The sequence below is a fragment of the Ruegeria sp. CH11 genome (genome assembly GCF_056537105.1).
The window spans coordinates 66,569-82,214 of the sequence record NZ_JBQFQX010000017.1; the positions used below are offsets into that span (position 1 = coordinate 66,569).

Here is a 15,646-nt window from a genome sequence, read left to right on the forward strand (position 1 = left end):
CACAATGCTAAGACGTCTTTCCGCCCGACTGGCTTGGTTCGAGCTCTGGCTGGCTGCGCTGCTGGCCGTTTGCGTCACATTGCTTATCCTTCTGAACATCGTGACCCGCTATTTTGGCGCTGCGTTGTTCTGGGTCGATGAGCTTGCGATATACACTATGGTCTGGATGACGTTTCTGGGGGCGTCAGCGGCCCTCCACCACCGAAGCGCAATATCAATCACGCTCGTGACAGACGCGGTGCCAAAGCAAGTCAGGCGCGTGCTGTTGAAATGCGTTGATGTCATCGTATTTTGCTTTGCGCTGTCGATGGTCTGGTTCTGCTGGCGTTGGTTCCTTCCGCTCGACATCGCGCGGGCGGGCTTTGACGCGCAGGCATTTCAGGGGGCCACGTTCAACTTTATCTACGCGGAACCGACGACCACGTTAGGTGTGCCAAAGTTTCTCTTCTGGGGGGTGTTGTGGCTGTTTTCGCTCGGGGCGACCCTGCATTCCGCAATGCACCTGTTTACGCCGGAACCTCAGATATGAGCGCGGCCGTCTTTATTGTCACATTGCTACTGTCGGTGCCTGTGGCCATCGTTCTGGCGGTAACCGCGATCTGGTACATTTGGCAAAGTGGCAATACGGTTTTGTTCGACAGCTTCGCCCAGAAGATGTTTGGCGGGCTTGAGAACTATGGCCTGTTGGCCATCCCGCTATTCATGCTCACCGGTGAATTGATGAACGAAGGCGGAATGACCCGCCGCCTGATCGCGCTTGCGCGGGTATTCGTCGGCGGGTTCCGGGGTGGGCTGGCCTATATCAACCTTCTGGCCAATATGTTCATGGCCGCCATTATCGGCTCGGCCACCGCCCAGATAGCGGTCATGTCGCGTGCCATGGTCCCCGCGATGGAGGAAGAAGGATATGAAAAGGGCTTTGCAACCGCCACCACTGCCGCCGGAGGGTTGCTGGCCCCGGTAATCCCGCCATCCATGATGTTTGTGATCTTTGGGGTGCTGGCCCAAATCCCGATTGGCGAGATGTTCATTGCTGGCATCTTACCCGGATTGCTTCTTGCAGCGGGCTTTGCCCTGGTGATTGCAATGATCGGTTGGAAACAGCAATTTCCCAAAGGCAAATGGATGACACGGCAAGAGGCGCTGCGTGCCTTTGCAGCGGCGGTCCCGGCCATGCTCATTCCGGTTGCCATCATCGGCGGTATCCTGTTCGGCATCGCAACACCAACCGAGTCCGCAGCGGTTGCCTCCTTCGTCGCGTTCATCGTGGGTTGGCTGATCTATGGTGAGCTCGACCCGCGCCATTTGGGTCAGATGTTCCGACGAACAGCTGCAAACGCTTCGATGATCTTGTTCATGATCGCGGCGGCCAGCGTGTTCGGCTGGGTCATTATTTACGAAGAACTGCCGCAGAAACTCGCAGGGCTGATTACGACCGTAACGTCAGACCCCTTCCTGTTCCTGCTGATCGTCAATGCGGCGCTGTTACTGGTCGGCACGATCATCGACGGTATCGCCGCAATCATTTTGATCACGCCGATATTGCTGCCTATTGCCACCGGATCCTACGACATCAGCCCCTATCAGTTCGGCGTCGTGGCCTGCTTGAACCTCGTTCTGGGCCTGCTGACCCCACCGGTCGGGATCGGGCTATACATTGCGTCGTCGATGAGCGGTGCAACCCCTGGATCCATCCTCAGATCACTCTGGCCGTTTCTGATTGCCGTGGCAGCCGTGCTCGTTCTGCTCAGCTATGCACCGATCCTGTCCACCTACCTGATTGAGTAACGCGCCGACGACCTGCCGGGTTGGGCTTCTGGGTGCCGGCTTCCCGGACCTGAAACCAACGGCGCAAGTTCCTGGCAATCCTGAACCACCCACTCGCTGAACCAGCGGGAATAATAGGTGCTCACCTCGGCGGCGCTGACGCGTCGGTTTTGGACACCCGCGACAAGGTGTACCGCCATCATTGCCGACATGGCGGCGCGTAAAACGCCTTTTCCTGCCGCTGGATCGAGGCGCCCGCCCGCATCGCCGATGCGAAACAATCGGTGCTGAGCCGGGCTTTCGCTGACCCTCCAGGTTCCATCGGCATACGCCCACCCAGCATCCTGCTGGACCGTTTCGAACCGACGGCCACGTATCAATTCAACCTCGGCAATCCGATCCGGTGTCAACCGGGCCAACCAGCGCCATCCATCTGGCCGCAACGTGATACGAGGCCAATTCTCGCTGACCGACCCATCGCACCGATAGCGATACCTGACGGTCATCTGTGGACCCAATTGCTGCATTCGGCCCGACAATTTGCGATGGCTCAGATTGGCAAAACCGGTGGCGTCGAAACACCAGTCGGCCGTGGCTGACCTTTCGGGCAGGTCGATCGTTACTTGGTCGCTTTGAAAATGGACACCTCGCACCGCGCTACCAAACCGGAACCGAGCGCCCAAAGCCCGAGCGCGTTTGACCATTGCCTGACTCAAACGCTCGCGGCTGATCTGGTAGCCCGTCCAAGGTCCATCTACAGGCCCGCCGAAAGGCAAGCGCGTGACACTCGGCCCCACGACTTCAATACCAAGCGGGCGCGAGGTCGCTATCCCCTCGATATCTGTCAGCAGCCCCAGACGTTCGAAAACGGGACCTGCACCCGGGTGCAGGGTTTCACCGGGGCGGACAGGAGGGGCGGTCTCTCGTTCGATCACCGTGACGCTCAGACCTGCCATCCGGGCGGCTATGGCTGCGGCCAATCCGGCCACGCCCGCACCAATGACAACTATTTCCGCGCGCGCGCTCAAACGCCGCTCGCTGCTTTCCAGGGCCCCTGATCGGCCGAGAACGCGATCCGCCCGACCTCATCCACAATCAGGGTCAGCCTGGCCGTTATCTGCTTGCGCCTGAGCCACCGTTCGGGATTTGTCGGATGCCGGGCCAAACGGCGGCTGGCCCCGGTTTCAACCATCACGAACCGATAAAGGAGCCCAGCAAAACTCAGACCCGTCGCCGCTGCCGCAGCGGTCACATCCGCGTCGTTGGCAGCAACCGCGCGGAACGACAGCATGCGGTGTGTCCTCAGACCCTGCGCCCCGCCCCCTTCAACCGTCGCGTTCAACATCCGCCGCACGGCCACGATCCGCGCCTGATACTCCTCTTGATCCACTTTCATGGTTTCGGCCATCGAGAACTGGTTGTTCAGTGCCGTATTTATGTAGTCCACATGCGCAAAATCGTCATCTTCGATATGCGGACGACCATTGACGAGAACCTCGCGCGGGCCGGGCACGCCATCCCAAGCAGGCGGACCCTCCAGCCCAACCTCGCTGTCTGTCATCGGGGCCACAAGCCGCCAATTCGTTTGCGGGTGCTGCCCGTACGAGCGCGAAGTGTCCGGCGCAACCGACGGCCAAAAGGCCGAGATCGCAGCACACAGCTTGGCGTCCTCGGGAAATGGGCTGCCTAATCCATGCGCCGCTAGGAAATTGACACCGGCGACATCGTCGAAATCAATGCTGGTATCCCATCCTGGCGCATAGAACCCGGCGGCATTGTCGGGCAGATAGGAGGTGCAGTTGACGGGCGCGGATGATCCTGTCGCACTACTGCCAACCGATCTGGCGGAGCCAACGATGGCTGATACGGTTTCATCTTCGGGCACAAACGGAGCGCCGTGACGGCGCAGGTCGAGATTTGGGGCCGTTCGTTGATCGCACAATGTCAGCGGCGGAACCCGCCAGATGCCCCTGCCCAGAGAGGATGGCAGATCATTCAACCACCAATCCATCAACGCAGATTGACTGACGTAGGGATAGAAATCCGGAGCTGCCAGAATCGAGTAGGACGGAATGCGCCGGCTGATCACGGCAGACAGGCCCGAGACTACGGGCGCTACCCACCCGTCTCCGGTGAAATCGGTATAGTGCAGCGCCTCGTAAGGGCTGACGTTGCCGACCCGCGCTTCGAAGACAATATCGGCAACATCTTCGAATGTGTTGAGCGACTGCACCTCGTTATCGGGTTTAAGGCGCGATCGTACATGCATCCACTCGGGTGCTTTATGCGCGTTGTTCCGCTGCACGCTGATGTTGAAACTGCCCCAGTTGGAACTTTGGTCCGGCACTTTTGTTCCAATTCGGCGACCGTTGATCGTTGTTGGCTCAATCAGTCTCGGACGCACCACAGGGCATACAGCACCGGGGCCATGGTCATCTTCGGGCAACATCTCAGCCAGCCCGCTTGTGACGGTAAAGGGTGGCTGATCGACCTCGGGCAATCCAAAACCCGAGTCGAACGAGTTTCCGGTCAACAGGTTGGGGCGAACGCCCATATTCGACAAATGAACGCGCCGCAGCTTTTCATTTACGTGCCGAGCGTCGAAATCGACGGAAAGGACCCTGCCCCGAAGGCATTCATCGCCTGAAAACAGCTTGTGGACCGGTACCCAGAAATCCCGATTCTGGTCCAGCCTGTCGGATTGCGGTGTTACGTTGAACTGCTGCTGCGCCCGCAGACTGCGGTTGGCGCGGAACGGCCCGAAATCGTTGGTGTTTCCCCGGCGTTGCACAGCGATGTAAACCGCGTATCTGCACGGCATTGCCCGGAACACATGCGGATTGTCCTGAGTTCCGCGCGGCAGGTAAGACCGGGACGCGCCATCCCACAAGGTGGCTTCGGTTCCGACCCGCGCCACGCCCGTCCGCGCGTAAACCATATCCGCATGCGCGCCATGCACGGTTCCTCTGGTCTGGCGGTATTCACGAGCAAATACACCAACCGCCATATTCTCGTTCGGAAATTGGGCACGCAGATCGTTCAGAGCCCGCGATGTGCTGGCATAGACAAAATTCTCTACTGCTTCCAGTTCCGCCGGGGTTGGAAAGCGCTGCAGCGCCGTACCATCGGGCGCAGCCTGAACAGCTGGCGAGGACAAGGCGTGAAACAGCAGGCTTTGCGCAGGGCGACCGGGGTCAATTGGCCGGATCGCTGCGCTGGACACCTCTTCGAACCCTGCAACAGCGCGCAATGCCGAAAGATTGGGGGCCGGAGATGTCAGGGCCGTTTGCAAACCCGAATCTGTCGGGCTCACGCCCATTAGATCGAATAAGGGGGTCCAGCCACCACCGGCCAACCGAGCCAAAACGGATTTCAGATCATCAAGAACCGCCACAACAAAAACCCTCCAAAAATTGAACAGAAAAATGCTTGTACAATATGCCAGAAAACACTGGATTTGAGAATGCCAAGGCCGTGGGGTTCGTTCCCGGTCGAAGCCTTTACAGCTCCAGCGCGTTGGCCGCCTCGGATAACAGCTGCCTGAATCGGGTACTTGATGCCGGTACCAGGGCCAAAACGTGGTCTTTGCCAAGGTTAGGGTTGCGGCGGCGCGCCTCTGCGACCCACCACCGCGCCCGTTCCGGGTTGTCGTTCAGCCATTGGCTCATCCCGGCAAAAAAGGCCATTCCTGCGTGCGACCACGGCGTTTTTGCCGCGATCTCGGCCCATTTCACCGCCGAGGCATAATCCTGACGCGCGATATGAACCCACATTTTGTTACCCGTCATGCCGGGGCGAAACGGGTCGATCGGGCTCAGGTCTATGGCGCGATTTGCATTGTCGAATGCGGTGTCGAAATCACCCGTAAAGACATCCGCCCAACTGGCGCCGTAGTAGCCCCAAGTATAGTTTGGGCAGGCCATCGTCGCCTGAGAGAACCACGGTTTACTGCCTTCGGGATCGTGGTCGAGCCAATGGCACCGGCCCATCATGAAGTTCGCAAACGGATCGCGTGGCTGCAGCGACAAGCTCTGTTCAGCGAAACGACGCGCGTGATCTGCTTCGGTCGCGATGTCCGGCGCATACCGCATGAAGGCGTTTTGAAACCGGACAAATGCCATCCCTGCATGTGCGCGGGCCAGTGTCGGGTCCAGGTCTATCGCCCGCTCAAACATCTGCCGGGCATTGTCGTTACCGGAGCGGCTGAACTGGCTCATGTGATTGAACCCCAGATGCATGGCAGACCAGGCGTCCAGATTTTCCGCGTCAACCGGTCCCAGCGTTGCGCTTTCGTGCTGTGGGATTTCAAGCTCGGCGACCATGATGACGTTGGCGGCAATTTCGGCACGCAAGGCGTGAATGTCGTCAATATTCGCCGTCTTTCGCAAGGCCCAGACAACCTGTGAGCTTCGGGTATCCGACAATTCGGTATCGATGGTCACCCTGTTGCCGGTCAGATCCACAACACCGGTCAGGCAATACCGCGCCTTCAGGATTTGACGGACCTGATTCAGATCGATCTGATGTCCGCGAAATTTGAACGCCGACCCATGCGAGACCACCCTGATCCACCGCAGACTGGCCAATGTCATGATCAACTCGCGTGGAATCGCCTCCTCCAGAGCCTCGAACTTGTCCATCTCACCGTTTCTTTGAAACGGCAAAACCGCGATCGAAGGCTGCTGGCCAAACGCTTGGGTCAGATCGACGTCCCGCGACATTTGCAAGTCAGCACCAGCACCGGCCTGGGCGCGCAGCGTGACCTGCCCCGTGAAACGGAACCCATGACCGCGCACTGTATGAACAAGCCCCGCGTCCTGTCCCGACGCCGCCAACACCCGCCTCAGATCCCGAACACGGCTTGAGATCGCGTCTTCGGACACAATCCGCCCCTGCCAGACTTTTTCGACAATCTCGTCGCGGCTGACCACGCGATGCGCATTTTCGACAAGCAGACACAGCAGATCAAAGACCTGCGGTTGCAAATGCACCGGCTGTCCGTCGCGGCTGAGTTCGCGGCATTCGCCGTCCAGCCGAAAGGGTTCGAACGAATAAATCACCTCGGCAGTCCACTTTCCGAAAACCCTGCATTCAGCATAGTCAGATCAGGATTCCCCGCAATATCCCGCAAATCTCCCAGCAATCTCCCAGCAAGGACGGCACCTCTGGACTAGAAAAATTGCATTGAAACACTGAAGGAGGCGGATATGCCCATTTCCGAAACAACCTCGCGCCAACCCGCTCATCCGTTGCCGGGCGATGGCTTTTATCTGACCGATGGCGGCATCGAAACGACGCTGATCTTTCACGACGGGCTCGAACTGCCGCAGTTCGCGGCGTTTGTTCTGCTTGAGACGGAAGAAGGTCGCGCTGCATTGACGCGGTATTTCGAACGTCACATCGCCGTGGCCCGGGCGCATGGCCTTGGTTTCGTACTGGAAAGCCCGACCTGGAGGTCAAGCCGTGATTGGGGTCACAAACTTGGCTACAGCGACCGCGACCTTAATCGGATCAACGCCGAGGCGATCTATCTGATGCGCACCCTGCGCAATTTGCACAAGGACAGCGTATCGCCATTGGTCATCAGTGGCTGTGTCGGTCCCCGCGGTGACGGTTACGTCCCCGGTGAACTCATGACCGCATCTCAGGCCCGGGACTATCACGCGCCGCAGGTCGCCGCGATGACCAAGGCCGGCGCTGACATGGTCACTGCGATCACGATGAACAATTCGCCCGAGGCGTCGGGAATTGCCCTTGCTGCAAAGGCGCAATCCGTCCCGGCGATAATCGCGTTCACCGTCGAAACCGACGGCAAGCTTGCAACCGGACAGGCTCTGTCCGACGCGATCCGCGAGGTCGATGAGATCAGCAACGGCTACCCAAGCTACTACATGATCAACTGCGCGCATCCCGATCACTTTGAACACGTGCTGCGCAAGGACGACAGCTGGATAAGCCGCATTGGCGGCATCCGTGCCAACGCATCGCGCATGTCGCATGCGGAACTGGACGAGAGCGAGGTTCTGGATGATGGCAACCCGGCGGAACTGGGCGAAGACTATCGCAGGCTCATGACCCTGTTGCCGAACCTGCGTGTCGTCGGAGGATGCTGCGGCACCGATCACCGCCATATCGATGAAATGGGTCACGCTTGCGCGCACGCGCGCGCCGTCGCCGCACAATAATGAGGTATTTCAGAGCCTTGCAAAAAACTACATGCCACCCTGCCTAGAAATTTGCGGGGTGGCTGACCAGATACAATACTACAGATAGATTTTACGGAGAGTATTATGACCAACCTTTGCGCCTCATTCTGGCGCCGCCTGATAGGCACAGGACCGCCACTTCGCCTGACGGACGTATCCAAGCTCAGAGACCGAGACAGGCTTGATCTGGGTCTCCCGCCAAAGTCCCGCGCGTCCCTGCTTCTGAGCTTGAAGATTTGAAAGGGCTGGCCATCAGGCCAGTTCCTTCCATTCGTTTTTGGCTCGGGCCAGCAGCCCTTCGTCTGGGTGTCCAATCGTCTGGCATTGCTTCATGATTGGGACGGCGAAATTGGCCAGCCTCCTCCCGGCTTCACTGTCCGAGGGGTAGTGCACGCCCAGAACCTCGCGATTGCGCGATATTCGTGTCGCCATGTCGTAGAGCGGGTTTCGTACAACTTCTTGGTTACCAGTCGGCGCTTTCTTGTGCTTGGTCTCCATTAACTTTTTCCCGTCTTTGTCCACCATCACTTCGTTGAGGCAATAGGCGACACACCACGCCTCTGTCGCATGGGCGCTGGGATAAGACGCATGCTGAGGCACATCGATGGGCGGTGCCAGGCCAGGATGCAGCTGGGACGGGCGCGGACGGTCAAAGCTTTTTTTGTACCTGAAGGCAAGAAACTGAGCCACGACAAGCGCCATATGGCACAGTCGTACGGTGTAGCGGTGTGAGAGATAGGTAAATGGCACAATACCCTGAAAATAGCCGATGATCGTACCGCGCTGCTGAACCGCTTCGGCCATGGCACCGTCTCGGTATTCGATCAGACCGATCAGTTCCTTCAACTCATCCGCAAGCTTGAAGTTGGCCCTGGGCATTGTCTCTAATCCTGGAGGTGAGGCAACTTGGGTAAACCTGGTACCTTCTTCGTTGAAACCTCCGGGGAACACTTGTTTTACCGCCGGAACCGGCAGGACGATCTTGGTCCAGTCGGGTATTTTGTCGGCCGCGCTGGAAAATGCCGCAAATTCCGAAAGAAAGGCGATCGCGTGGTTGCCGGGGGACCAGTTCCAAAATCTGTCCTTAACAAATGAGTCGTAGATGGCGTGTAAAGGCACCGGCTCGCCCCCGCTGTCGTATCCGACAGGATGGGTTGGTGGCCATTGGTTGCCGGGCCACCATTGGTCTTCCACCGCCGAACCGCCCTGCGCCTCGGTATGTGGCGAAATACCCAGGCTAAGGTAGCTGGGACTGCCGCCATATCCCGCCGAGCCGCGGGCGTCGCGGGCATCCCGCGCATCTCTCGCGTCGCGGGCGTCTCGCGCATCGCGGGCGTCAAATGGTCCAAATGATCCTGATGATCCGGTCATAACAATCTCCTTTCACTCAATATCATTCCGGTGCGCCCGCCTCCGTCAGACGGGCGCGAAAAAGATCGGCGCGTGCTGGGTCGCTGTACAATCGACGGGTGCCTTTGAAGCTCGACATGCGAAAACCGGGCTCGAGCTCCATCAAGCGCGCGACCGCATTGCGGGCCTCGCTGATTTGGCCAAGAGCTACATGGGACACTGCAAGCGTCCGTAAGGCCGAAGTATAGCGTGGGTTTTCCGCCAACCCACGCGACAGCCACATGACAGCGCGGTCAAAATCCCCCGCGTCATAACAGGCGATGCCCAGGAAAACGTAATAGATGAAAAGGCGCTGATCGAGCGGGGACAGGCGCAATGCACGTTCGGCAGCCTGTATCGCCTCATCGGTACGGCCCAGGCTCGACAGGGTCACGCTGGACAAAAGCCACGCAATCGAACTGTTGGGGTTGGTTTCACGCGCCCGGTCAAGATAGATGATCGCGGTTTCGTAATCCCCAAACATATACCCTTGAACATGGCCGTAAGTTGCCAGTGCCAGCGCGTTCTGTTCGTCCAGACCAATCGCCTGTTGGGCAAGGTTCAGCGCTTCGTTGGCGTCGCGTTGCGGATCATCGGACCACCCCTGCCCGACCCGAAGGCTGTGCCAGCGCGCCGCCCACGCGAAAGCGGACGAAAACCCGGGATCGCCCAACATCGCACGCGACAGATGGATACGCGCTTCGTCGAAAGGCTGGCGTTCAAGACTGCCGATCTGATCCAGCGCTTTGAGATAGTCGTCATACGCCGTATACGATCCCGGCCATTTGCGCAGTGTCCTGCGACGCTCGGCCGAGTGCATCCCGGGCAGAAGATGCACAAGCGTCGATTCCACAATCTCGTCCTGAACGGCAAAAACGTCGACCGAGTCAAAATCCCTGCGCAGGCTAGCCAGTTGCTGTCCCGATGCCGTATCCAGCAGCTCGGTCGAAATGCGAATTCGATCACCGGATCGGCGCAGAGTACCAGTGATCACATAGCGGACGCCAAGTACCTGACCAACCACGCGCGGGTCGACCGCCTGCCGCGCCAAAGACAGCGTCGATGACCGCGAAATGACCATCAGGTCGCGCTGACCGGAAAGTGAGACCACGATGTCCTCGACAATGCCGGCACACAGGTAACCGTCTTCCTCTTTGCCGCCGATATTGGCCAGCGGGATCACCGCGATGGTCGGCAACGCCTGTTCGATCTTCTGAATGTCCGAAGATGGCCGCCCATCGGTGATCAACTCATGCGCGCCGACGCGGCCCTGCATCTTACGAAGATTCAGCATACCAATCGGCCGCGTCGCCAATTCCGGCAGACCCGAGAGTTGTTCGGCCACCGCGTCGGTCAGGATGACACCTCCGACCGGCGCATGTTCCTGCAACCGGGCCGCAACGTTGATGCCGTCACCCAACAGGTCATCCCCGTCGCGCAGGACCGAGCAATAATGCAGCGACACCCTCAACGACAGCCCTTGTCGACGTTGCCGTGCCTTCATCTGTAGCTCGGCGCTCCATTTGACGGCGGAAACGGCGTTGTCGAACGTCGCCATGATCCCGTCACCGGTCAGTTTGACCAATTGGCCGCTGAATTGCTGTAGCAACGGCAGAACCACATCGTCACGCATATCGACCCAGCGGTGAAATGTTCCAACTTCATCCGCACGCATTTGGGCCGAGAAACCAACGACGTCGATGAATGACACGCACAGCATACGCCGTTCAGTCTTGTCGACCTGTGCGCCCTGAACACCGATGGGTCCACGCGCTCCCGGGGCGGAAATGGATTGTTCAGGTGAGTGAAACAATACAGCACTCAAACCTGTCTCCTGCCCCATCGCCGTGTCGGCCGGGCCGATTGAAATGTCGGCAGTCCCCCAATGACTCATTAAACCAACCACCTCAAAAGGTGCATTATGCGTCGATTCGCGATAAAGTCTAAGCATATGGTAGGCTGCGTCTGCATTATTTCCAAATACGGGCCAATATTTTCAAACCCGCATCAGACGCAATTTTGGTATTCGAACGGATTGTCTGGGCGCGTGCCCCAGACCCTTCGGACACAAATCGGAGTTTGCGCATGGACCTTGATCTGTTTCTTTTTGCCCCGAACAAGAACGCGCTCGTTCAGCTTCTAATTCGCGCCGAGATCGACCCGCTGCAAATCCTGACTGAACGGGAATTGATTGATCCAGAGCAAAGCAACAACCCCTGGACGCTGGTCGACGAGAACGGCAAGGCATTTCCCGACCCTGATCCGGAAGGGGACAACGGGTACAGCGTTTCTCTACGCGGCCTGGACAAATCTTTGAATCAGGAGGTGTTCGAAAAGCTGCGCGCTCCGGCCCTGATGGCGCCCGAGACCATCGGAATTGAGATATTTCCCAGCAGGCTGGATCTTGCGCTCAGAGGGCAACATTGGTGCGGCGGTACCGGCAAAGGCTATCAGTTCAGCACCAGGGATCAGGCCGAGGCTCTGATCAACCTTTCTGCCCTCAAAGACGCGGGCCTTACTGGGCGCGGGGTCAATATTGTTGTGGTCGATCAGGGAATAAACGAAGACTATGTGACGTCGATTGGCGGTACTTATGGTGGCGGCATGCAAGCCGACGCGGACGGCCAGACCAAACTCCCGGGTGAAGGCAAACACCCTTACGTAAACCTGCGCAAACGGCACGGTTCGATGCTGTTGCGCTCGATCGTCAATGCAGCCCCCGAAGCCAAGGTTTTCGACCTGCCGCTATTGCCCAAGCGCATCGATGATGTGTTGAAGTTTGCCAGCTATGCGTCATCCGCCAAGTTCGCGTTCAAGAACAAGTACATAAAACCGGGCGAGGCCTGGGTGTTTCTTAACGCCTGGGGAATTGTCAACCGGTTTGGCGAGTCGATCCGCGGGGACTATACCAGCAACCCCTCGCATCCGTTGAATAAGATCGTTTCCGATCTGGGGAAAGACGGCGACATCGTATTTGCCGCAGGCAACAACGGGCAGTTCTGCGCAGACCCGCGCGCGCCGGGATATGACCGGATGCCGGGGCAGTCAATTTTCGGGGCCAACTCTTTGCCAGACGTGACCTCGGTCGGGGCGGTACGCCCGGACGGGCAGTGGGTTGGCATGTCCTCACAAGGGCCCGGAATCTTCGATTTTGGTGACGCGCGTGACCACAAGCCTGATCTGTGCGCCCCTAGTTGGTTTGCTGAGCCACATGATGCTTCGTTGCGCAGCGGCGGCACATCGGCGGCCTCGGCGGTTGTTGCCGGGGCGATCGCGGCATTGCGCCATGGCTGGAAGCCCAACAAGGTCTCGCCCAACGAGATGCGCGTGGCGCTGACGGACAGCGCGCGCAAAGTGGACAAAGGCGCATGGAATGCCAGAACCGGCGCCGGAATCCTTGATCTCGAAGCCGCCATAGAGCTACTGACAGAGCGACACGGCCCGCCCATTCTGACCTGATCTGCATAATCCCCGGCTTGCGTCCAGATAGGCGCGCCTCAGCCGTCGCGTTCCAGAATCCATTCTACCTCGGGCGCCGGAACAAACCGCCATTTTCGCAGCGGACCCGCCATGACATTCAAATAATACATCTCGAACCCATAGGGGGCGCCACAGGGATGGTGCCCGCGCGGGACCAAAACAACATCGCCGTCCGAGACAGCCATGGTTTCGTCCATCTCGCCGTCATCCGTATAGACCCGCTGAATACCGAACCCGTTGGCGGGGTTCAGACGGTGGTAATAGGTTTCTTCCAGATAGGTGATCCGGGGATAGTCGTTCTCGTCATGACGATGGCTTGGAAAGGATGACCAATGGCCTGCGGGCGTGAAAACCTCGGTGACCAGAAGGCTGTCGCAATAGTCTTCCGCCTCCATCGCGATATTATTGATGTACCGGGTATTTGCACCCTTGCCGCGTTCAGTCAGGGTAATACCTTCTGGCCCAATACGACGCGCCTCGTGGCCGCCTTTGCCGGGCGCGGAACAGATCGCTATCACGCAATCGGTTTCGGCCACAGCAACCCAGTCACTTCCGTCAGGCAGATAGAGGCAATGCGGAGGTGTTTTTTCAAACACGTTCATTCGGTCACCCAGCACGCCCCAATCTTGCCCCGCGCCGGTAATCTTTGCCTTGCCTTCAACCATGACCAGGATCACTTCGGTCGTGCCAGTCTCTTCGGCCACCCGTTGACCAGCCCGCAGATGATACAGACCAAACCCGACATACTGCCACCCGGCGCTATCCGGAGTGATATCATGCACTTTTCCATCTGTGCCGACAGGTTTTCTGAGAAGGTCTGACATATTGATGCTCCGGGTTTCTGTGCTGTTTTAATCCGATTTCAGGGCTCGCTGCAAATCTCGAAAATCAGGCAATAACACCGCATAATCAACGGGCAAAGTTTATCAGGGCGAGCCGGTGCCCGATCGGGCACTTTTGCGATCAGGTGGCTGTTGCTGTTTTGGTCGGCCACAGGTCGGCGACGCGTTGAAGTTTGACGATCACTTCCGACGCTTCTTAAACAGGTGCCTTTCCAAGAAACCTTTGTTCTCTAACGCGTTCCGGCCGCAAGCCATAGTGTCTCACAAACGCGCGCGACATCGCGGATCGAGACGAAAACCCTGTCGCGGATGCAATTTCAATCAATTGCATGTCCGAATAGGCCAGCAGGCCACCCGCACGCTCCAATCGCAGCGCCTGATAGGTCGCGAGCAGTTTCGCACCTGTTTTTAGCAGGAACCGTCGTTGAAGCTGACGCACGGATGTGCCAACCAGATCGGACAGCTCGGAAATCCGCAGCGGATCTTCGATGTTCTCCAGCATTATGTCCATTGTCTGCACAACCAACTTATCCGCGCTGGCGCGGCGGATAAGCTGGTTTGCGACCTGACTTTCGATCTTTCGATCTGGCTCTGCCAGCCCCACATATCTGCGCAACGTATCGGCGAGATGCTCGCCATGATCCAATGACACCAAGTTCGCCATCAGCCGCAGCGCACTCAGACGCGTGTTGGCACTATGCGTGCGTCCTTCCGCTGACAAATGGGTCGCGGTCCCGCTATTGGTTATTCCGCTTTCACGCGCCGCAGCGTCAAAACTGGGATGGATCGCAGCGACCATTCGACCCGATCCGCCGATTTGCGCCAACAGCATTACAGCCCCGCCAACAAGAAGCGATCTGGGTGCCAGGTTCAACACCTGCGCCACCCAGGATCTCTCTGCGCCAACTGGCGCCCAGGCGAACTCGAAATCGCCCCAAAAGAGTGCTGTACGCCCGGCCCAGTAGAGCGGACCGCCCACGGGCTCCTCGCACAACACACGTAAATTGACGACATAGTTGTGGGTGTCGACCAGCGCGTTGAGTGCGCGGTAGAATTCCACAATTGGTTCCGCCGACGCTCTGTCAGCCTCGCATCGCAGAATGACATCAATCTGCTGCACGCGTTCCGAAGCAAGGCTCGTGGGTTTTGCGCAATGCGCGTGATCTTTGCTGACGACGTAGTGTTTCATGGCACCTTGGTCGGGCTGGGTTTGATCGACCCCAGAGAGGGGCCGACCGTTTTCAGTTGAACCCCGCCGATAGTTTGGCGGGGTTATGTTGGTTGTGTTTTATTCTGCTGCGTCTTCGTAATCTGACATTGGTGGGCATGTGCAGATGAGGTTTCGGTCTCCGTATGCGTTGTCGACGCGGTTGACGGGGGACCAGTATTTGTCGACGCCCATGGAGCCCGGGGGGAAGCAGGCCTGTTCGCGGGTGTAGGGTCGATCCCAGTCGCCGACGAGGTCGCGCACCGTGTGGGGGGCGTTTTTCAGCGGGTTGTTTTCCGCATCAATCCTGCTGTCGATGATGTCCTGCGCCTCCGAGCGGATCGAGAGCATGGCCTCGCAGAAGCGGTCGAGCTCGGCCATGGGTTCCGATTCCGTGGGCTCGACCATCAGGGTGCCGGCCACCGGCCAGGACATGGTGGGCGCGTGGAAGCCGCTATCGACCAGGCGTTTTGCGATGTCGTCGACACTGACATGTGCCGCCTCGTCCAGCGGGCGGGTGTCGAGGATGCATTCATGCGCCACCCGACCCGTTTCCGAGGTGTAGAGGATCGGATAGGCCTCGCTCAGACGCGCCGCGATGTAGTTGGCGTTCAGTATCGCCACTTTCGTGGCCTGCGTCAGACCCGCGCCGCCCATCAGCAGCACATAGGCCCATGAGACCGGCAGGATCGACGGCGAGCCGAAGGGTGCCGCCGAGACCGGACCCACGGCAGTGCCGTATTCCGGGTGGCCGG

At 58.6% G+C, this 15,646-nt stretch carries 11 protein-coding genes and 1 pseudogene; 4 read left to right on the forward strand and 8 right to left on the reverse strand.

Annotated features, from left to right (window positions below):
• Positions 1–4 precede the first annotated feature (4 nt).
• Positions 5–529, forward strand: a complete 525-nt coding sequence (locus ACR0LX_RS19395) for a TRAP transporter small permease (protein WP_480785134.1) — start codon at positions 5–7, stop codon at positions 527–529.
• A complete protein-coding gene (locus ACR0LX_RS19400) occupies positions 526–1,788 on the forward strand; it encodes a TRAP transporter large permease (protein ID WP_480785135.1) in 1,263 nt (420 codons plus the stop codon). The genes ACR0LX_RS19395 and ACR0LX_RS19400 overlap by 4 nt, the downstream gene beginning before the upstream one ends.
• On the opposite strand, the gene ACR0LX_RS19405 is transcribed toward ACR0LX_RS19400, so the two are convergent.
• From ACR0LX_RS19405 to ACR0LX_RS19415, 3 genes are all read right to left on the reverse strand, one after another.
• Positions 1,773–2,795, reverse strand: coding sequence for an NAD(P)/FAD-dependent oxidoreductase (locus ACR0LX_RS19405; protein ID WP_480785136.1), 1,023 nt, complete (start codon positions 2,793–2,795; stop codon positions 1,773–1,775). The two genes, ACR0LX_RS19400 and ACR0LX_RS19405, sit on opposite strands and share 16 nt — an antisense overlap.
• Complete coding sequence (locus ACR0LX_RS19410) at positions 2,792–5,161, reverse strand: hypothetical protein (protein ID WP_480785137.1); 2,370 nt, start codon at positions 5,159–5,161, stop codon at positions 2,792–2,794. The genes ACR0LX_RS19405 and ACR0LX_RS19410 overlap by 4 nt, the downstream gene beginning before the upstream one ends.
• A 106-nt stretch (positions 5,162–5,267) precedes the next feature.
• Entirely contained in the window at positions 5,268–6,827 is a 1,560-nt protein-coding gene (locus tag ACR0LX_RS19415; RefSeq protein WP_480785138.1) for a winged helix-turn-helix domain-containing tetratricopeptide repeat protein, read from the reverse strand.
• A 147-nt stretch (positions 6,828–6,974) separates the two neighbouring features.
• Between ACR0LX_RS19415 and ACR0LX_RS19420 the strand changes: the two genes are divergently transcribed.
• Positions 6,975–7,952, forward strand: coding sequence for a homocysteine S-methyltransferase family protein (locus tag ACR0LX_RS19420; protein ID WP_480785139.1), 978 nt, complete (start codon positions 6,975–6,977; stop codon positions 7,950–7,952).
• A 273-nt stretch (positions 7,953–8,225) separates the two neighbouring features.
• Here ACR0LX_RS19420 and ACR0LX_RS19425 read toward each other — a convergent pair whose 3' ends face one another.
• Together ACR0LX_RS19425 and ACR0LX_RS19430 are read right to left on the reverse strand one after the other, a co-directional pair.
• Positions 8,226–9,344 (reverse strand): phosphatase PAP2 family protein, encoded by a 1,119-nt coding sequence (locus ACR0LX_RS19425; RefSeq protein ID WP_480785140.1) that lies wholly within the window; start codon positions 9,342–9,344, stop codon positions 8,226–8,228.
• A gap of 22 nt (positions 9,345–9,366) precedes the next feature.
• The gene (locus ACR0LX_RS19430) at positions 9,367–11,256 is read right to left on the reverse strand and encodes a tetratricopeptide repeat protein (protein ID WP_480785141.1); all 1,890 of its coding nucleotides are present in this window, start codon (positions 11,254–11,256) and stop codon (positions 9,367–9,369) included.
• A gap of 191 nt (positions 11,257–11,447) precedes the next feature.
• Here ACR0LX_RS19430 and ACR0LX_RS19435 point away from each other — a divergent pair, with 191 nt between their 5' ends.
• A complete protein-coding gene (locus tag ACR0LX_RS19435) occupies positions 11,448–12,821 on the forward strand; it encodes a S8 family serine peptidase (protein ID WP_480573380.1) in 1,374 nt (457 codons plus the stop codon).
• A gap of 38 nt (positions 12,822–12,859) precedes the next feature.
• On the opposite strand, the gene iolB is transcribed toward ACR0LX_RS19435, so the two are convergent.
• The 3 genes and pseudogenes from iolB to ACR0LX_RS19450 form a co-directional block, all read right to left on the reverse strand.
• Positions 12,860–13,666, reverse strand: a complete 807-nt coding sequence (gene iolB / locus ACR0LX_RS19440; protein ID WP_480785142.1) for a 5-deoxy-glucuronate isomerase — start codon at positions 13,664–13,666, stop codon at positions 12,860–12,862.
• A 214-nt stretch (positions 13,667–13,880) separates the two neighbouring features.
• On the reverse strand, positions 13,881–14,873 hold the full coding sequence (locus ACR0LX_RS19445) for a helix-turn-helix domain-containing protein (protein ID WP_480785143.1): 993 nt from the start codon (positions 14,871–14,873) through the stop codon (positions 13,881–13,883).
• A 99-nt stretch (positions 14,874–14,972) separates the two neighbouring features.
• A pseudogene (locus ACR0LX_RS19450) lies at positions 14,973–15,646 on the reverse strand (glycine dehydrogenase (aminomethyl-transferring)); the annotation flags it as partial.